The following is an 18,946-nucleotide window of genomic DNA, read 5'->3' as shown; positions in this document are numbered from 1 at the left end:
TATAAAATGCTCATTTATGCTGATTGAAGTTGGGGTTGTTTCTCTTATAGTGTAGCACCACTTCTAAGTAATTAAACGAACCCCCCGCACCACTACGGTAGTGATGCGGGGGGTTCTATTTTTATGAACAATGATCTATTCTGTTGGAAAATCGATCACTCGTTCTATCAAATGCCTCATTGACGCACTCTTTATTGTGGAGAGATAGGTTGTGAAGCCGCATGATGTGACGCGGTTGAAGGCCTATCATTCCGCAGAAAGATCCAGACACCGAGAATGAGCAGCACACAAGCAAACAACTGTAACGTACCAAGCGTCTCACCGAGCAGTATCCAAGCCAGCAAGCTAGCACCCACCGGTTCTCCAAGGATACTCATCGAGATCGAAGTGGCGCTTAAATACTTGAGCAGCCAGTTAAACAACATATGGCCAAGCACAGTTGGAATGACTGCCATTAAGACGAATAGGAGCCATTCATTGGAAGAGTACCCGCCTAGAGCAATACCTGCACATAAATTGTATACGGCCAAGCTGACCCCAGCTACTAGAAATACGGAAAAATTGTAGACGTATGAGGTGACGCGGCTCCTTAAGTCTTGACCCAATAACATATGTATAACAACAGCAATCGTGCCAAGCACGGATAAAAGGTCCCCGTATAAGGCCTGACCAGAAAGCTGAAAATCTCCCCAACCGATCAATACCATACCAATTAAGGCAAGACCAAGACCATAGATTGCGGAACGCTTAATACGATGCTGAAACAGCCAGTATGAAGCAATAAGGATCAGTACAGGTTCTAAGGTCAAGATGACAGTAGAGCTGGATACGGAGGTGTAACGCAGTGATTCCATCCACAGCAAAAAATGAATGCCTAAGAATAATCCAGATGCTGCCAGCCTTAACCAATCGTTCACACGAACGGCCTTCCACTCCTCACGATAAGACCACATCCATGGCAGCAACAGCAGATTAGTAAGCAGCAGTCGATACATGCCCAGAATGGAAGCGGGGGCCTCCGACCATTTGACGATAATAGCCGAAAATGAAATCGCAATGATACCGATAAACATACAAATATACAAATGCAGTGATTTCTTGGACGCCATACTGCTTAACACCTCGACACGATGGATTTAGATCAACTCAACCATCAGCAAGTATACAGTAAATTTAGCGCTAAGTGAATCTTAATTGTGGTCTTGTATTCGTTTGCGAAGCACTCGCTCGATACGTGTCTGTTGTCGCAAGTGGTGAGCAACGTGCATCACAATATGCTCATACCATTCTTCTGCATTCAAATAACCCAGATAGGGCTGTTTCATTTTTTGATCGCGAGGAATGGTAGATACAAGGGTCTCCAGTTCTCTCATCGTATTCAGAAATGAATGCCAGCGCTCCAATAGCTGTTCTTTGCTGCACGGTTGGAAAGGTGTGTGTTCAATAGTCTCTGGCATTTTGACTTTAATTGGCGGTATGGAACCGATAAAGTAGACAATCCTTCCAGACCAGGATTTCTTCTTTGGCAGTGCCGCGGCTGTCCTGCAATTCATTAAAGTCTCCATCTGAATGAAGCCAGTACCCACTACATGGTTATTCAACTCGCCAAGCGACCAGGAAGTAGGAGAGGGTTTAAATAGTAGGTCCTCGTAGCTATAGCGTTTAATGGTTGTTATGTAGTCTTGCGAGAGTTCTTCAAACCTTGTAAAGGCTTGTTTGGAATCCATGTCTGCTCCTCCAGTTTTTATATTTAATATTTCATCGAATCTCGTTTCAGTCAAATAAAATCAACACAAAATGATGAATTTCCCATTTGCGTTTAGATCATAATATTTAAATTTTTGAGTATCTAATGCAATGATTAAAATATGGTATTTATTGAAGGAGTGGTCAAAATATCAATCATAATAATACACTGGTTAAAATTATGTGATGAAAATCATAAGATTATAATAGATAAGTATGGTAATCAATGGTATACTTACCCTGTAAACGCTTACTAGTGTGTTACTGATTTGTTTTCTATTACCTACAGAAAGAAAGTGAATCCTATGGCTACACTTTTAACAAGAACAGAGAAAGATTTCCTTGGAGAAAAAGAAGTGCCCCACGAGGCATACTATGGTATTCAGACGCTGCGGGCAGTAGAGAACTTCCCAATTACCGGATATCGGATGAGTGAAGAGTTGATCCGTGCGTTAGCGATCGTCAAGAAGTCGGCAGCGATTGCCAATATGGAAGTGAAGCAATTACAGCCTAACTTGTGCCAAGCGATTACACAAGCGGCTGATGAGATTATTCAAGGTCAGTGGCACGAGCAATTTATCGTTGACCCGATTCAAGGTGGAGCCGGTACTTCGATCAATATGAATGCCAATGAAGTCATTGCGAACCGCGCGCTGGAGCTGCTCGGCAAGGCTAAAGGCGATTATGCGAGCTTAAGCCCAAATAACCATGTGAATCGCGCACAATCTACTAATGATGCTTTTCCGACTGCGATACACATCGCTGTCTTAACGCTTATAGATAAGCTGCTTATCACGATGCGAGAACTGCATCAGACCTTTAGCGATAAGGCTGAGCAGTTTGATCATGTAATTAAGATGGGACGTACGCATCTTCAGGATGCCGTTCCTATTCGTCTAGGTCAAGAGTTTGAAGCTTATTGCCGAATGCTTGCTCGAGACATTAAGCGAATCGAGCACACAAAGGAACATTTGTATGAAGTAAATATGGGCGCTACTGCGGTTGGAACAGGCTTAAATGCCGACCCGCGTTATATTCAACGAGTGGTGGAATTGTTAGCACAGTTAAGCGGATTGCCTCTTAAGCATGCTGAGCATCTTATCGATGCCACGCAAAATACGGATGCGTATACGGAAGTGTCCGCCTCGTTAAAGGTCTGTATGATGAATATGTCCAAGATTGCAAATGATTTGCGTCTGCTTGCATCTGGACCCCGTACCGGATTCGGGGAGATTCGCTTACCGGCACGCCAACCTGGCTCTTCGATAATGCCAGGGAAAGTGAATCCGGTCATGTGTGAAGTGGTGAACCAAGTCGCATTCCAAGTGATTGGCAATGATCATACGATCTGTCTTGCATCTGAGGCAGGGCAGTTGGAGCTTAATGTGATGGAGCCGGTACTGGTGTTTAACTTGCTGCAATCACTGAGTATGATGAACAACGTCTTTAAAGTATTCCGCACACATTGCCTTGAAGGAATCGAAGCCAATGAGGAACGTTGTCGCTTGTACGTTGAGAATAGTGTAGGGATCATTACAGCGATTAGCCCGCATCTGGGTTATGAGGTTGCTGCACGTATTGCTCGCGAAGCGACAGAAAGCGGGAAGTCCGTTCGAGAGCTATGCTTGATGTATCAAGTGTTAACAGAAGAGGAACTGGATGTTATTTTGGACGCTCATGAGATGACCAAGCCTGGGATTGCAGGCGCAGCTTTATTTGATAGAGAATAGAACATACTTTATTTATTGACGAGGCAGCCCCTAAGGGCTGCCTTTTGTGATATAAATATCCATTAAATGCTGACATTCTTTATTTAATGGCAAACAGAAAGCAAGCCATTTTGAAAGCTAATGTAACATCAGTTTGTATCATAGAACTATCTTTGTTACGACAACAGGACCTGTGAGACAATAATAGAACTTATAGGTTCTTGGAAGGTGTAATCAAAATGACCGATCCGTCTAATGGCTTATTGCCAGATAAAATGACGACCATATTGTTATCCGCAACGAACTTGTTTTGCTTCCAAAGGATATATGCAAACGACGATTCAGGAAGTGGCAAAGTACTGCAAAACTTCTAAAGGAAGTGTATAGCTGCGAACTATGGATAAACTGCGCAATCTGGAGTCAGTACAACTATTCAGTCTATTTATAAGCAGCTTGAAGGTGCTATTCGTGAGACGATATTCGTATAAGTAGGTCGTTGCTGTAGAGGGAATGAACCGAGATGATACATCAAGGGTTCGGAATGGCCAAAAATGAGTGGGGAATACCGAATGCGACTCAGATGAGGTTTCGAATTGGCTCGGTGACCGAGTAACTGTTAGGCTCAACCCTATATGTATGCTTCATTTTTAGTTCCAGCGCATCATAAAGTGTTATTTGAGGGGGAGACGATTATGAATATCAAACTTCGTAGGTTTACGAAATTCGATGATTATCGTTACTATGAGATGTCGCAAGAAATGGGACCGGGCGAGAACGGATTTCACAATAGCTTGTACGGATTAACACCCAAGCAGTTCAGACTTGCTTTGAGTCAGTCTGAGAAGATGTCACGTGGGCTAGCTTTGGCTCCAAATTTTGTGCCGCAAACCTCTTACTGGCTTCTCTCGAATGATCAGCCTGTTGGACTTGGGAAGTTACGGCATTATCTAAATGAATCTTTAGCAGAGAGAGGCGGCCATATTGGCTATGCAATCAGACCAAGCGAACGGAATAAAGGATATGGGACGATTATTTTAAAGTTATTACTAGAGGAAGCATGTAACAGAGCGCTGCAGGAAGTACTGCTAACTGTAGATGAAACCAATATGGCGTCCAGGAGGGTGGTTGAAGCCAACCATGGACGCCTTACGTCAATTCAGAACGGGATATGCAAGTATTGGATTCCCATTGTTCCGTCATAGGGATAGACGACAATGGGAAGAGGAGATCTGTGTCCCTTAATTAAGAAGGGGTTCCAAAGTGCTTCAATCTTTATCGTCTGTTTGATCTATGCTGGTATTATTGTCACTGATGATCGTACCTTGCAGTACAAATGCAATAAGCGTAATGGCAATAATAGCAAGGGTGCGAACCATACCACTAGGTACAAGCGCAATAATAACACCTAATACTATAGCTGCAAATGCCACAATACCAAATTTTTTATAGGTGACTGTACTGAGACGTGACATCATACATGAATGCCTCCTCTTCGAATTCCATTTTACAGACGATACGAAAGCGGTGCTAAACTGGTTTCGGGTTATGTGTGGATTGTGAGCGTATCATCTTATTCCAAACGAGTTGAGCATGGCCCAAACAAATCATATAATAAAATGAAAACTCAACCAATTGATGAAAAGTTCACCATAGGCTTGCCAATAACACTCAGAATAATGCTGACATTTATGACGCTTATGATCAACTTTGTGCGTAGTACATTGGACAGGGAGTAGAGAAAGATCTCTCTTATATACAATATAATAAGGAGTGAGTCGTACTTGAATTCGGACGAATCGCGTGTCAAGTCACCAACCAATTGGAGCGGTAAACTGCTGCAATTTTTCCTCCACCAGAAATTTGTTCTGTTCTTACTTATTCTGCTGCTGGTTGGATTAAACGTATATGTATTTACCAAAATATCATACGTTTTTGAGCCCTTTAAAGTACTGCTCACAACCGTCTCACTGCCCATTATTTTAGCAGGTGTGGCGTATTATTTACTTAATCCGATCGTGGATGTGCTGGAGCGTTTTCGGATCAAACGTATTTATTCCATACTGGTGTTGTATTTGCTCATTGCTGGATTGGTGACATTCCTGATCGTTGCCATCGTTCCATTTGTACGTGATCAAATCATAAGTTTATCGGAGAACTTCCCTAAGTATTATCATGAAGCACAGCTGTTGTTCCAAACCTGGATTGGCAGTGATGTATTTAATCAGGTCCAGCAAAGTCTAGGCTTTAACGCCTCTGAGCTTGTGCAGAACCTAACCGCGAAAGCATCGTCCTTCTTTAATGATACGTTTAAAGGATTAGGGGCATTTTTAGGGAAAATAACAGAGTTTGTGTTGGCTTTTGTCATTGTGCCGTTTATATTATTTTATTTGCTCAAGGATGGGAAAAAGCTTCCAGGCTATATCACCAACTTTGTCCCGATGGGTCTCCGCTCGCGCTCTTACAAAGTGATGTCAGATATTAACGGTCAAATCAGTTCCTATATCCGTGGACAAATTATTGTCAGCTTCTGTATCGGGATCTTATTGTATATTGGCTACTTGATTATCGGTCTTGAGTATTCGCTTGTGCTGGCTGTTATAGCGGCATGTACGAGCATCGTTCCTTATCTGGGCCCAGCGATTGCTATTACGCCAGCTTTAATCATCGCACTTGTTACATCTCCCGTTATGCTGCTAAAGATGGTTATTGTCTGGACTGTCGTCCAACTGGTGGAGGGTAAATTTATTTCTCCGCAAATTATGGGCAAGACTTTAAAAATCCATCCTATTACGATTATTTTTGTTATTTTAACAGCCGGTAACCTATTTGGTATCGTAGGCATAATACTAGCCGTACCAGGCTATGCTGTGCTGAAAGTAGTTGCTACCCATTTGTTCCAATGGTTCAAGTCGCGTTCTGGACTGTATGACACATAGCCCGTGTCGGATCGTGAGCTCAGCAAGTGAACTAAGGCTGTTCAGATTATAAGTTACACCTAGATAGTACCACTGCGGTTGCTATCATCATGTAAGCAACAGGACTGCTTCGGTTTACGCCGGATGTGGTCTTTTTTTTGCTTATTTCAACTGTAATAAATAAAAAAGCACAACCTATCAAAATGGGACTGAGAACATCATGTACAATAACGATACATCATTATGTCTGGAAGGGAGCAGAGATAGATGGACCATTATAATAGGATCCAAGCAGCTATCGATTTCATGGAACTGCACTTACAAGAGGATCTCCGTATTGAGCAAATCGCAAGGTCTGCATGCTTTTCAGCTTTTCATTTTCAGAGGTTGTTTCAGGCGATTTCTGGTTTCTCGGTCCAAACTTATATTCGCAGACGACGCTTATCAGAAGCAGCCATCGTACTTAAGTCAACAGACCGGAACATATTAGATGTGGCTTTAGACTACCAGTACAGTTCACAAGAGGCGTTTACCCGTGCTTTTGATAGTTGCTTTGGCGTTACACCAGCTAAATATCGAGCATCTGGCCAGCAGTTGGCGTATCAATTGAAGATAAACTTTATAGATTATCGAAATCAGGCAAAAGGAGACTTGCAAATGAATAAACCTCGTATTACCACGCTGGCGACCGTAGATATCGTTGGGTATGAGTATATAACCAATCTTCAGCAGGAAGCTTATTTTCACGACATTCCAGGCTTCTATCATCACTTTGGTGAACAGCAGTATTACTTGCACATTCCCCATCAAGCTGCTCCAGGGATGGCATACGGCGTTTCGTGCCGATTTCAGGACAATGGTCAATTTTCGTTTATCGTAGGTGAGGCTGTATACCCTTCAGATGATGTACTGACAAAAGATCTTATTCGATATAGCCTTCCAAAAGGCCTATATGCTGAATTTAAGGTTCATGGACATGCTGATGAGGTACAGAATACAAGACGTTTTATATACGGAACCTGGTTGCCCAATTCCAATTATGAACGATTGGAAGGACCTGACTTCGAAATAACAGACGTGGGTCACTCCCGTTATCCGGATCAGATGAAGATGTCTATTTATATCCCAATCAAGCAATCCGTCTAGTTTGCAGGTTATTAGCCAAGTAAGCAGGAAGGAAGCAGAACTAATTCTCGAGTCTCCCGTGCAGCAATTAGCCATATTTTATGGCTGCCTAATATGGCTGCGTATCGGTCATACATAAGTTGTAATAAAACTATGTTTTTAAACGTCTGCATGGATGTGACAATATTCTTGTCGAACAAAACACTTGGGTTTCCAAGTGTTTTTGTGTAATTTAGAAAGGCAGGAGTCGTTTGTGTATACTATTAGTATAGATTCATCTAACAACTAACATGATTACGGAGGATATCTCATGACAAGATTTGGCATTATACGACATGGCAGCACACCTTGGAATAAAGAAGGCAGAGCACAGGGGAACTCCGATATTTCGCTTGATGAAGCAGGTGAACGTGACGCTCACCTCTTGGGGGAAAGACTTTGCTTAGAAACGTGGGATTTAATCGTGTCGAGCTCTCTCTTGAGGGCCAAGCAAACGGCAGAAATTATTCAGGGAAAGTTCGGCAGCATTCCACTTCTGTTGGATGATCGATTAAGAGAAGCTAGCGGAGGACAGATAGAAGGAACGACAGAAGCGGAGCGTGTAGCAAAATGGGGCTTAAAATGGTGGGAAATCGATCTAGGTATGGAGAGTAAAGAGAGTGTAGTGGCACGCGGTATGTCCGCGTTTGAGGTGCTGCTTCGTGAACACTACGGAAAGAACGTACTTGTGGTGAGCCACGGTGCCTTTATTAAACATATGTTAAACGAGATTGTTCCTCATCCAGACCGTGATGGACCACTGGACAATACCTCTCTCACTTGTGTGGTCCATGCCGAAAAGGGATGGTCCTGCGAACTGCACAATTGTACACAGCATCTGACATCAACAAATCTATAACGAACGCGACTTGAGAAGGTCGTAGGCCTGTTCAAATGGTCAGTGAGGCATAACTTTGTGATGTATGGCAAATATTAAATCCAACAGCACGTTAAAAGAATGGAGGAACATACTTGCTTGAGGGATTTGAAATTGCCATACGAACATTGGTATCCGTTGTTGTACTCTTTTTTTTAACCAAGTTGCTAGGGAAAAGACAGGTATCACAACTTTCACTATTTGAGTATATTACAGGCATAACGATTGGCAGCATTGCTGCTTACATTTCGTTGGACGCAGAAGCAAAGTGGTATTTGGGCATAATTTCTTTAGTGGTGTGGGTTGGATTCTCACTCGGAATCGAATATCTGCAGATCAAAACGAAAAAATTGCGGAACTTTATTGACAGCAAATCAACCGTGTTAATAAAGGGTGGTAGAGTACTTGAGAAAAATTTACATAAAGAACGCATTACCTCAGATGAACTTATGCAGCAGTTACGCAAGAATAATGCATTCCGAGTAGCTGATGTAGAATTTGCGGTGATTGAACCGAGTGGCGAAATCAATGTGCTGTTGAAGAAGGAAAATCAACCGTTGACAGCCAAGGATTTAGGAATTGTGCTGCCGAACGAGAAAGAACCCCAACTCGTTATTATGGATGGCAAGCTGCTGCCTGAACCGCTGCGAGCATTGGGATTAGACCTTAATTGGCTTCATCATGAGCTGGAGAAGGTTGGGTATAAGTTGGAAGAAGTATTTCTTGGACAAGTGGATTCCAATAATCAGTTGTATATTGATCTGTATGACGATCAATTAAGTGTAGGGACGCAGCAGAAACCGAACGTGCAATTAACTATGCTGCTTAAGCAATGCGAGGCAGAATTGAGGAAGTTAAAAGGTACAGATGATGATGTGAAACTACAGCAGTTGTATGAACGTTTTAGGTCTGATTTGGAACGGGTAATGCCCGATATTACCGAGCTTTCAAAGAAATGACCTAAGCTTCAGGTGTAGCAGATTAGCATTTTTCATCTTAATACATGTAATAGAGCGCTTAGGGGTTGACCTCTTAAGCGCTCTATTTAGTATGTACTGACGACGTGAGGACATCAAGCCTTCGGAATAACAATCAACCTTGTAGCTGTCGCAAATCAGGAAAAAGCGAATGTTTTTGCAGAACACATGTAAACAGCCGCATGTTATTTTGGAGGAATTCGATTCTTAATGAGTGCCCGCGTAGCTGTTCGTAACTGCGTTTTTCACTTGTAGTGTCTTATTTTTCGAAGCGGCTCGACGACGAAGGGGGGGATATAAGTCACGTCCCGCCTGATTTTGTTTTGTTCTTATGTTGTCAAGGTGAATTTAATGAGAATTTTATAATGGTCTTTTCATAGAATCGCTTGAAGCATGAGCAGTACTGGCTTACAACAATCGGCGGTAAATTGTGGGGAAATACCTTGTGTTATCTTAGGAAAGGGTTAACCACCCCAAAAAAATAACTGAAGGAGATGAGTTCGATTGTTGAATAAAGTCAAATTCGGCAAATTGCTCGTATGTGTAAGTTTAAGTGCATCATTTTTGTTTGCGGGGAGCGTAGTTGCTCCATTGCAATCTGCGGAAGCGGCTACAATAACTTCAAGTTCAAAGGCAAATCAAATTATTGCGACTGGGAAAAAATATATGGGAGTTCGATATAAGTTCGGAGCTGCAACTGGACAAACAAGATCCTTTGATTGCTCCTCCTTTACTCAATATATTTTTAAAAAGCATGGAATTAAATTGCCAAGGGACTCTAGGCAGCAGTCCAAAGTGGGTCATGCAGTAAAGAAAAGCCAACTCAAAAAAGGAGACTTAATCTTCTTCTACTCTCCGATTCATCATGTAGCTGTGTACATGGGTAACGGCAAGATATTGCACACTTATGGTAAACCGGGTGTGACGGTGTCCAAGCTCAGCACTTGGAATTCACGAATCACTAAGATTCGTCGAGTTTTGTAACGTGCCATTTATTCGAGTATTCGTACTGTGTAGCTCATACACGCAGTGATTTATAGATAGACCGGACAAGCCTATAGAAAGGAGCCACGTTCACTCCGTTTCTATAGCTTGCCGTACATAGCTTAGACAGGTGAAGGAAAACAGACGGTAAACGTACTGCCGCGTCCCAACTCGCTCTCAACCGTTATCGTTCCATTATGGTTGTTGACTAATTGCCTTGCAATCGACAACCCGAGACCGGTGCCTCCGGTTACACGAGAGCGTGCTTTGTCTACGCGATAGAAACGGTCAAATATTTTGCTTTGTTCTGCTTGCGGAATACCAATCCCGGTATCCGCAACGGAGAAACATACGTGTTGTGGGCTTTGCGTTACACATATATCGATACGACCATATGGATTGGTGTAGCGAATCGCATTCTCGATTAAGATGACGGCAACTTGTCTTAATTGCTCTCTATCGCCTATGACATAAATGGGTTGGTCATAATGAACCTGAAGCGATATTTGATACTCTTGCTTCCATAACTGACGTAGTACCTCTTCAAGTAGCGAGGTCAAATCGACTTTATCCTTTTTAATGGATATATTTGCGTTTCGTGCAACAGCCAGTAATTGAATAATGAGCCGCTGCATGCGTTGACTTTCTTGATCCAGCGCTTGAATGGACTGATTCAGCACAACTGGATTCTGATTACCCCAACGTTTGATCAAGTTGACGTGCCCGCGAAAAGCAGTAAGCGGTGTACGCAATTCGTGTGAAGCGTTCGTAATAAAGTGCATCTCACGCTCCAGCAGTCCCTTATGCTCGTCTAATAGCTGATTAATCGTACGTGCCAGATTTGTTAGCTCGATTGGTGTTACAGGAATCGGGATACGCTGATTCAAGTTCGGCAGATTACGCATTCTACGAACGGCATTGGTAATGGAGAACAGGGGGGACAAGTTTCTGCGTGTAATATGGTAAATGAGAAACGTCCCTAGCGTTCCACTAATAATGGCCGTAAATAATAGTACTTTAATAATAATTTTTAACAAACGTTCGATTGCATTGAGGTGAACATGAATATAGAAGGTACCCCATTTTCCATTAGCTTGCCGCCACTTGACTTCATCCTGAAAGAACAAGCCGCCTTTCCAGCTCCACCAGATGGTATCGGTCCATTTAAGGTCAACTTCGATTTCCTCATTGCTAATATTATCATCCCAACCTCTTGATTGAGCCATTGTGTTACCCGCGGCATCTACGATCCTGACGTCGTAGTTCACATGCTCGGGGTAAAGCAGATCATTTAAAGTCAGATTCCAGTCCTCATGAATTTCATCTTGAAGGGTACTTTTTAGTTTTTGCTCGACGGCAAGCAGCTCCAACTTTGTATCGGCAATAAAGTAATGACTCACGTTGCCGATGATAAACAAGCCTATCCATAAGATAACCGTTAGCAAACTGAGCACATACCAAAATGTAAATCGAAACATGAGGGTATTCATTTTGAGCACAAGCCGTGCTCTTAGTGTCTGTTTCCCATGCTGGGGCATAGCTTCCTCATTCTGATCGTATGACATATCCCACGCCTCGAACCGTATGTATAAGTTTTGTATTATATTTACGATCCAATTTGTTTCGAAGATATCGAATGTAAACATCAACAACGTTTGTCTCTCCTACAAAATCAAAGCCCCATACAGCAGATAACAGCCTCTCTCTTGAGATGACTTCACCTTGATGCTCTAGCAGGAATAAGAGGAGATCAAATTCTCTTTGTGTCAGTTCAATGCGTGACTCGGCTCTGCTCACAAGACGCTTTTTTACATCAACGACTAAATCTTCAATTTGATGTAGAGCAGCATTCGGCGTACCAACAGCGCAATTATATCTGCGGAGAACAGTTCGGATACGAGCCAGCATTTCTTCAATTTCGAATGGCTTGGTAATATAATCGTCAGCTCCAGTATCCAGGCCCGCAATCAGGTCGCCAATATCATCTCGTGCAGTCACTAATATAATAGGAACATCACTCGTCTTGCGGATTCGGCGGCATACTTCAAGTCCATTCAGTTTTGGAATCATCCAGTCGAGCAGGATGAGACTCCAACTGTCCTGACTGATATATTCCAATGCCTGTTCGCCATCTTGTGCCACTGTTACTTCATAACCCTCATGTTCAAGCTCTAATTGAATAAATTGAGATACGTTGTGTTCATCTTCTACTAGCAAAATTTTGTCTGCATCCATCATGCTCAACTCGCATTACGATTAATTTGCATTTATTATGTCCGAGGAGCAGGGGAACATGCTAATCCATGGATATTAAGATTTTTTACTCAAACAGATCCAACTGCCGTGGTCCGAGCCCTTCATAGGTAATCCCTAGCAATTGGATTAAATCTTTTGCGTTCTGGGCTGCATGCCCACCAGAGTTATTATTAAAGATGACATAAATATGCTTTGAATGCTGCTGCAGGGTAAGCAAGCGCTCCCTCCATTCCGATAATTCTTGCTTATTGTAATGATACAAGTACCTGACATCACGCCAGTTCGTCTGGCCATGTGATTTCCATCCACTAACGTTACGTCCATGAAACCGTACAAGGGTCACATCAGGGTTTGTTGGATGCGGCACTATGGGGACAGATCCTTGTCCTGCTTGAGGCTCGTCACATATGCTGTGCGCCCAGTGCTGCTGTTCCATAAAGGTTAGAGTTCTTGCCCTCATATCAGGGGTAAACCAGCTCTGATGGCGAAATTCAAGCGACAAGGGCATATTACCCATGAGGTGCCGAGCTTTTTTTAGCGTATGTACATGTTCACGTGTACAGTCAAACCATGGCGGATATTGGAACAAGACCGATTTGAGCTTACCTGACTGTCTTATTGGTTCAATAGAGTGGATAAACTTGCGGAACATTTCTGCTTCAGCCTCATAAGCCATCCCTTTGCGGTCATGTCCGGTCATTCCTTGATAGGCTTTGACGATGAATCCAAACTCATTAGGTGTTTCTTTCGACCATTTCTCAAATGTTGAAGCTGCTTGAATCGCGTAAAAGGAACTATCAACTTCCACAACGGGAAAATGGGAGCTGTATGCTTTTAATTTGTTGCGGGCTGCGACTCCGCTGCGATACAGGTCGTTATGATCTCCCCAACCCGCAAGACCAATTTCAATCATTGCTGTTCCCCTCCTGTTATAAAAAAGATATAGGGTTCTAAGCTTAAAATCAAATAAAGGGTATTACAAAGACCAAAAAGCCCCGTTCCAGTGTGACGGAACGAGGCTATAGATTTGCAGGCTGGAAAATAGGATAGATTTATGTGTTATTTATACGCGATAGCGTATTTGGATATGGAAAAATGTCCTATGAAATCGGTCCAGACAGAAGCAGACTGATCAATGCTGCTGCTTCTTTACGTTCCAAGTTACGTTTAGAGCCATAGTCTACTGAACCGTCAGCACGAGGGGATACCTCGGGACCATAAATCTGGCTTGCGACAGCATACTTCACCGCAGTCAGGGCCCATTTATCAGTTTCGCCAACCAGCTTGGCATCCAGAGGATCAGCCCCCATAAGTTGGACTAATCTCCATATGACTACGGCTGCTTCTTGACGTGTTATAGGTGTGTCCGGGCTAAATTGATTCGTATGTGTTCCTGTAACTAGACCAAACTCGACAGCCGTTTGAATGTCTTTTGCATACTTATGTCCTTTAATGTCCGCAAAGGAAGACGTATTATCCGATTTTCTAATATGCATACTGGAAATGAGCAGTGAGATGAAGTCACCACGTGTTAGTTCTTGATCTGGTAAAAATGTATTCCCTGTTCCCAATTCAATGCCACCGCGCAGGAGCAGATCATCTATATAGTTGCGATAAGGATGATTCTCGTTAATGTCACTAATGGTTACGCTTGGTGCTGGCAGCTTCTGCAGCCATGACACATTTCCCTGATCCATGTACGTTATATTCCCTTTAGGATCACGTTTGAAACCAATGAGTTTGTTCGACTTGGTCTTAAATAGGAGCGGGCCGACTTGCTGTAATTGCTGTTTGGCCGTTGAGCTTGATAATTCCAGCACGCCTTCAGGTTTTGTTTCTACTCGTATAAGTTCAAAGCCTAAGCGAAGATCACGATAAGCTCCTGCAAACTGCTGCAATTCTTGTTGCGTTGACTTTAGAATAGTGGGAGCCGGTTTATTGTCCGGGTAATAATGGTTCATAAAAGAGGTAAAAGTGTGCTCACGGAAGTAGGCATTAGCCGCGTCATTACGATTAAAGATAACAAATGCCCCAGTCTTTTGATCAGGCAATAACCACATCCAGGAACTAAATCCGGGGAGATCACCACCCTTGGCAAGCACTTTCTGACCGTTGAAGTTTTCACGGAAAAGGGATTCAAATCCGTACGAAGTGTTAGGCAGTTCGGCAACTGAAGATACTTTAACCTCAAGCATGCTGCGTACGGACTCTTGTTTTAAGATTTGTTGACCATTATAGCTGCCTGCATTAAGCATAGCGAACATAAACTTGGCCATGTCACCACCCGTGGACAATAAACTGCCATCCGGGGAGTCAGCTGGATTAATCTCATATGGAGGCATTGGTTCGCCATTCGAATCATATGACAGCGACAACGAAGTTTTTGTGTCAGGGGTCATAATAAAACTGCTATGTGTCATGCCAAGCGGATCAAGCAAGCTTTTCTTTGCATATTTGTGAAAAGGCTCACCTGTAATTTTCTCAACAATATACCCTTGAAGGCTAAAGCCCATATTGTCATACATATAGGATTCTCCCGGTTTGCGAACAACCGTAGGCGTGTAGTGTCGTAAGTATTCAGCGTTAGTTGTCAAATGGGTACTTAAAGGGGGATCAGGGAATTCAAATCCGCTTGTATGGGTCATTAAGTGCTCGGCAGTTAAATCACCCTCTACTTTGCGAGGAATGTGTAGGTCCTCCAAATATGCGGATATGTCTTTCTTTAAGTCTAGCTTCCCTTGCTCGGCAAGCTGCAGCAGCACCGCAGTTGTAAATGGCTTGGTGATGGATGCCACTCGCATAACCGTTTTGTCTGGGTCCATCGGTTTTTTTGCTTTAACATCCGAATATCCATATCCCTTATTTAATAACAGCTTCCCATCCTTTACGACTACAAATACAGCGCCAGGGATATCTTTCATCTTGGATGACGCGAATAGTTTGTCGGCAAATGCTTCTACTTCTTGGGGAGAGGTCGGACCTGCTGTTGTAGGTAAAGTTTGATGTGAAGCTGTAGTCGGGGACTCGGCTGCGGATACATCTGATAAACAGAGCGGGTGGAAAAAGGTGATGGCTGTTGCTAGCGCAATTGTGGTGATAAGCGCTTTTTTGCCGGACCGGCGGGGAGCGGCATGTCGTTCAATGGTCATTACACGTTCCTCCTTTATTTAGATGAGTGAAAGGCAAACCATATTAGGGCTTCGTTCGTTACTATCCAATAAGACAGGAGTATCCTTTCACTGCCCTTCAAAATATTCAAAAATGAAGTTTTTCTAAGCTTTTTATGTTGGAAAAAATAGTGATATTTTTGCTAGTTGATCATCTATACTGATTGATAACTTGAGGATAAATAAAAACGCTGATAAGAGCACTGGTCAAATAATTGGGAAATGTATAGTACAATTAAAAGATTAATTCCATTTTTAATTTTGGGAATGTACTGATGTTTAAAAAGATAGATATCATCGTGTTGGCCGTCGATTATCGTCTGGCTCCTGAGTATCTATAAGGATGAGGATTACCGCAGCAGTTTAGGCAGCATGTACTGCCGCAATGACAACAAGGGGGCATCTGATGTTATCAGCTGTATGTACACCATGTATAACATCAGGGAGAACGTGCCCGATCCAGCTCGAATTGTAATAAAAAATTACAATCTTCCCGTGCAAACAACGGATTCGATAACTATTAATTTAGCACAATTAAAGACACAAGCTGCTGTTTGGAAGACACAAGGTGATGTGCTGACTGTAGAGAAAGTAGTTGGATTCGCAGATTCACGTCCTTATGTTGAGCACGGTAAAGGAACTTCTTTAAAGCTGATCGTCTCGGGTGAGTTTGTTAATAACTTTACTCATGATGAATGGGTGGCTGTTGATGAAAACGGTCAGGATTATCAGGTATACATCAATGGATCGGGCTCAGCTTCTTATCATCATGTACAAGATGATCGAATGACACTTACCTTAAGCGGGGGGACCCCTGAAGCACGACCATTTGCCCTCATTGACGGTTTGCAGCATGTACCGGAGCAGCTCACGTTAACACGGAAAGTAACAGATAAATTATTTACAGGTCTGAATTGGAGTATTCCAGTACCTGAACGTATTAATGTTGAATAGCTTTAGTCTTCATTATAACAATTACTTGTACTATTAGGAAAGAAAATGGGCAGCACTAACGTAATATACTTCATCTATCCTGCAGACTGCGTACTGCGGGATTTTTTTATTACAGAATGGAACATATCCTTGCTATCTTTGGAAAAGTTTTAAACCTCTTCATAATGAATAGGTTGAGGTATGATATAATAACGTATATTTTGTCGTTTTTGAGGTGAATTCTACATCGATGATGATTAATTTGGTAGCGAATCTCTCACTTATGTTAGCCGTATCGTTTTTGTTTAGTTTGATATACAAGAGTAAACCTTTCGGTATTCATTCGGACATCAAAACGAAAATGATAGTAGGAGTGATATACGGATCGTTTGGTATTTTGTTAATGCTGTTCAGCGTGAATGCAACACCAACCGTCATTTTGGATTTCAGGCAAATTGTAATTATTAGCGCAGCTTTTTTTGGTGGCATCCCATCTGCTCTCATAAGCAGTTTAATCATTGTGATCGGTAGGGGAATATTTTCTGGCACATTAAACTCTTCATCCATTATTGCGATGACAAGTGCGTTGACGGTCGGCATCGGCTGTGGTTTCATTTGCACTTACACTCGAGGTTATTGGAGGAAATGGATTTATAGTCTTGTATTTAGTATTATCGTGGTGTCGACTTGTACTTATATTTTGTTGGGTGACGAAGGTCATGCCATCCTGCCTCTATTTGGCGTGCTCGTGATGGTAGGTGGATTGTTTAAAGCTTTTCTTGTTCGCTACTTTATGTCCACTAACAAACAGGAGACCGAGCTGAGGGCTAATGAAGAACGTTATCGGCTCCTTCACTCTCATTTGGAAGCTATTCTTCAATCAGCAACTGGCGTCGCCATCATTGCTACAGACCACAAGGGCCGCATTTCGTTATTTAATAAGGGGGCTGAGGTCCTTCTCGGCTATACAGAACAGCAGATGGTCGGTAGATCAACTAGCATGCTGTTTGACCATGTCATTGAAATTTCGGAACTTACACGCAGTCAATCCGAGTCAGCGGCTTATCAACTATCGGGTAGTGAAATATTTCTGAATGTACTTCATACATCGAATTCATATGAAAGTGAATGGACTTATCGGAAATCGGATGGAAATGTTATCACTGTTAACCTAATCGTAACATCGATTACGGACAGCTCCGGTCAGGCGGCTGGTTATTTGGGAGTCGCGACTGATATAACGGAACGGAAAGAAGCCGAAGCCAAGATGAGAGAGGCAAATGCAATGCTGCAAAAGCTTTCTACAATAGACGGGCTGACGGATATTCCAAATCGGAGAAGCTTTGATCAGGATATGATAAAATTATGGGAGCAGTCCTCAAAGCACGATGTCGAATTATCACTAATTATGCTTGATATTGACTGCTTTAAACAATACAATGACACTTACGGTCATCAGAGTGGTGACGATTGCCTGAAGAAAGTAGCGAGAGAGTTACAGAGTACTCTTGCTAATGATGATGTGCTGGCTCGTTACGGGGGAGAAGAGTTTGCCATTTTGCTGCCGGGCTCTGATCTGGAGCAAGCGCGTATAACGGCTGAACGAGTTCGAAGCCAAATAGAGGAGACTGCGATACCTCATGAATCGTCAAAAGCAGGTCGAGTGGTATCTATTAGCGCTGGGGTTGCATCTCGACGTCAGCAAGGCATAGCAGCATCCTCGGATCTCGTCCGTCTAGCGGATAAGGCTTTATATGAAGCGAAGACGGAAGGTAGAAATAGAGTCAAAGCTGCAGGTGCTGCTTGCGCTATAAAATGATAGCAATATTCAAAAAACGCGGGATACGCGTTTTTGGGGTATTATGCGAGAGATTAGAGGCTATCTAGCTTCATCAGACGGCCTAAGAATGAACTTGATTATTGTGTAGAAATTGTTTATGCTACAACGTAACACTACATTTAGTGAGAAATAATTTGTTATCATACTATATGTTGAGTAAATAAATGGAATGTGACGCTGGAGCTGGGATTCTGGTATAATCCAGAGCTGACCCTGCAACTTGGTCAAACTGCCTGCTCTTGATGGTTTCGCAGTATACAAAATGGAGAAAAGATACGGCTGGACGAGGCTTGATATGTATCTGTTTGTTAAAAGATACATTATTTGGGCTGTCATGACTGCTGTCGTTTCTTTCATTTGCTGCGAGACAAGCTTATT

17 protein-coding genes are annotated in these 18,946 nt (G+C 42.6%); 10 read left to right on the top strand and 7 right to left on the bottom strand.

Annotation, left to right across the window (positions count from 1 at the left end; all coding sequences use genetic code 11):
- Positions 1-191 precede the first annotated feature (191 nt).
- Together MH117_RS07255 and MH117_RS07250 are read right to left on the bottom strand one after the other, a co-directional pair.
- Entirely contained in the window at positions 192-1,109 is a 918-nt protein-coding gene (locus MH117_RS07255; RefSeq protein WP_239328013.1) for a DMT family transporter, read from the bottom strand.
- A gap of 81 nt (positions 1,110-1,190) precedes the next feature.
- Entirely contained in the window at positions 1,191-1,727 is a 537-nt protein-coding gene (locus MH117_RS07250; protein WP_239328012.1) for a DinB family protein, read from the bottom strand.
- Positions 1,728-2,051: 324 nt separating this feature from the next.
- On the opposite strand from MH117_RS07250, the gene aspA reads away from it, so the two are divergent.
- The 3 genes from aspA (at position 2,052) to MH117_RS07240 (ending at position 4,657) form a co-directional block, all read left to right on the top strand.
- Complete coding sequence (aspA, locus tag MH117_RS07245; protein ID WP_239328011.1) at positions 2,052-3,476, top strand: aspartate ammonia-lyase; 1,425 nt, start codon at positions 2,052-2,054, stop codon at positions 3,474-3,476.
- 306 nt (positions 3,477-3,782) lie between these two features.
- On the top strand, positions 3,783-3,842 hold the full coding sequence (locus tag MH117_RS26810) for a hypothetical protein (RefSeq protein ID WP_481857257.1): 60 nt from the start codon (positions 3,783-3,785) through the stop codon (positions 3,840-3,842).
- A 305-nt stretch (positions 3,843-4,147) separates the two neighbouring features.
- Complete coding sequence (locus tag MH117_RS07240; protein WP_239328010.1) at positions 4,148-4,657, top strand: GNAT family N-acetyltransferase; 510 nt, start codon at positions 4,148-4,150, stop codon at positions 4,655-4,657.
- A 63-nt stretch (positions 4,658-4,720) separates the two neighbouring features.
- Here the strand turns inward: MH117_RS07240 and MH117_RS07235 are convergent, their stop codons facing one another.
- Complete coding sequence (locus MH117_RS07235) at positions 4,721-4,930, bottom strand: hypothetical protein (protein ID WP_239328009.1); 210 nt, start codon at positions 4,928-4,930, stop codon at positions 4,721-4,723.
- Positions 4,931-5,236: 306 nt separating this feature from the next.
- On the opposite strand from MH117_RS07235, the gene MH117_RS07230 reads away from it, so the two are divergent.
- The 5 genes from MH117_RS07230 (at position 5,237) to MH117_RS07210 (ending at position 10,372) form a co-directional block, all read left to right on the top strand.
- Positions 5,237-6,391, top strand: a complete 1,155-nt coding sequence (locus tag MH117_RS07230) for an AI-2E family transporter (RefSeq protein ID WP_239328008.1) — start codon at positions 5,237-5,239, stop codon at positions 6,389-6,391.
- Positions 6,392-6,637: 246 nt separating this feature from the next.
- On the top strand, positions 6,638-7,516 hold the full coding sequence (locus MH117_RS07225; RefSeq protein ID WP_239328007.1) for an AraC family transcriptional regulator: 879 nt from the start codon (positions 6,638-6,640) through the stop codon (positions 7,514-7,516).
- A gap of 289 nt (positions 7,517-7,805) precedes the next feature.
- On the top strand, positions 7,806-8,393 hold the full coding sequence (locus tag MH117_RS07220) for a histidine phosphatase family protein (RefSeq protein ID WP_239328006.1): 588 nt from the start codon (positions 7,806-7,808) through the stop codon (positions 8,391-8,393).
- A 113-nt stretch (positions 8,394-8,506) separates the two neighbouring features.
- Positions 8,507-9,370, top strand: coding sequence for a DUF421 domain-containing protein (locus MH117_RS07215; protein ID WP_239328005.1), 864 nt, complete (start codon positions 8,507-8,509; stop codon positions 9,368-9,370).
- A gap of 525 nt (positions 9,371-9,895) precedes the next feature.
- The gene (locus MH117_RS07210; RefSeq protein ID WP_239328004.1) at positions 9,896-10,372 is read left to right on the top strand and encodes a C40 family peptidase; all 477 of its coding nucleotides are present in this window, start codon (positions 9,896-9,898) and stop codon (positions 10,370-10,372) included.
- A gap of 122 nt (positions 10,373-10,494) precedes the next feature.
- Here MH117_RS07210 and MH117_RS07205 read toward each other — a convergent pair whose 3' ends face one another.
- From MH117_RS07205 to MH117_RS07190, 4 genes are all read right to left on the bottom strand, one after another.
- The gene (locus MH117_RS07205; protein ID WP_239328003.1) at positions 10,495-11,937 is read right to left on the bottom strand and encodes a sensor histidine kinase; all 1,443 of its coding nucleotides are present in this window, start codon (positions 11,935-11,937) and stop codon (positions 10,495-10,497) included.
- Entirely contained in the window at positions 11,918-12,607 is a 690-nt protein-coding gene (locus tag MH117_RS07200; protein ID WP_239328002.1) for a response regulator transcription factor, read from the bottom strand. Before MH117_RS07200 ends, MH117_RS07205 begins: the two co-directional genes overlap by 20 nt.
- Before the next feature lie 85 nt (positions 12,608-12,692).
- Positions 12,693-13,541 (bottom strand): DUF72 domain-containing protein, encoded by an 849-nt coding sequence (locus MH117_RS07195; protein WP_239328001.1) that lies wholly within the window; start codon positions 13,539-13,541, stop codon positions 12,693-12,695.
- Between the two features lie 187 nt (positions 13,542-13,728).
- Positions 13,729-15,777 (bottom strand): serine hydrolase domain-containing protein, encoded by a 2,049-nt coding sequence (locus MH117_RS07190; RefSeq protein WP_239328000.1) that lies wholly within the window; start codon positions 15,775-15,777, stop codon positions 13,729-13,731.
- Between the two features lie 390 nt (positions 15,778-16,167).
- Between MH117_RS07190 and MH117_RS07185 the strand changes: the two genes are divergently transcribed.
- Positions 16,168-16,749, top strand: coding sequence for a hypothetical protein (locus MH117_RS07185; protein ID WP_239327999.1), 582 nt, complete (start codon positions 16,168-16,170; stop codon positions 16,747-16,749).
- Between the two features lie 214 nt (positions 16,750-16,963).
- Positions 16,964-18,547 carry a diguanylate cyclase domain-containing protein gene (locus tag MH117_RS07180; protein ID WP_239327998.1) on the top strand — a complete coding sequence of 528 codons (1,584 nt, stop codon included), beginning with the start codon at positions 16,964-16,966 and terminating at the stop codon, positions 18,545-18,547.
- The last annotated feature ends 399 nt before the right edge of the window (positions 18,548-18,946 follow it).

Source organism: Paenibacillus sp. ACRRX (assembly GCF_022346885.1).
In the GTDB taxonomy this organism is placed as follows: Bacteria; Bacillota; Bacilli; order Paenibacillales; family Paenibacillaceae; genus Paenibacillus_B.
This window is presented reverse-complemented; position numbering and strand designations above follow the sequence as displayed.

Excerpts from the sequence above, each read along its gene's own strand:
- MH117_RS07255 (WP_239328013.1), bottom strand. The coding sequence starts at position 1,109 with ATGGCGTCCAAGAAATCACTGCATTTGTATATTTGTATGTTTATCGGT.
- MH117_RS07250 (WP_239328012.1), bottom strand. The coding sequence starts at position 1,727 with ATGGATTCCAAACAAGCCTTTACAAGGTTTGAAGAACTCTCGCAAGAC.
- aspA (WP_239328011.1), top strand. The coding sequence starts at position 2,052 with ATGGCTACACTTTTAACAAGAACAGAGAAAGATTTCCTTGGAGAAAAA.
- MH117_RS07240 (WP_239328010.1), top strand. The coding sequence starts at position 4,148 with ATGAATATCAAACTTCGTAGGTTTACGAAATTCGATGATTATCGTTAC.
- MH117_RS07235 (WP_239328009.1), bottom strand. The coding sequence starts at position 4,930 with ATGATGTCACGTCTCAGTACAGTCACCTATAAAAAATTTGGTATTGTG.
- MH117_RS07225 (WP_239328007.1), top strand. The coding sequence starts at position 6,638 with ATGGACCATTATAATAGGATCCAAGCAGCTATCGATTTCATGGAACTG.
- MH117_RS07220 (WP_239328006.1), top strand. The coding sequence starts at position 7,806 with ATGACAAGATTTGGCATTATACGACATGGCAGCACACCTTGGAATAAA.
- MH117_RS07205 (WP_239328003.1), bottom strand. The coding sequence starts at position 11,937 with ATGTCATACGATCAGAATGAGGAAGCTATGCCCCAGCATGGGAAACAG.
- MH117_RS07200 (WP_239328002.1), bottom strand. The coding sequence starts at position 12,607 with ATGGATGCAGACAAAATTTTGCTAGTAGAAGATGAACACAACGTATCT.
- MH117_RS07195 (WP_239328001.1), bottom strand. The coding sequence starts at position 13,541 with ATGATTGAAATTGGTCTTGCGGGTTGGGGAGATCATAACGACCTGTAT.
- MH117_RS07190 (WP_239328000.1), bottom strand. The coding sequence starts at position 15,777 with ATGACCATTGAACGACATGCCGCTCCCCGCCGGTCCGGCAAAAAAGCG.
- MH117_RS07185 (WP_239327999.1), top strand. The coding sequence starts at position 16,168 with ATGTACTGCCGCAATGACAACAAGGGGGCATCTGATGTTATCAGCTGT.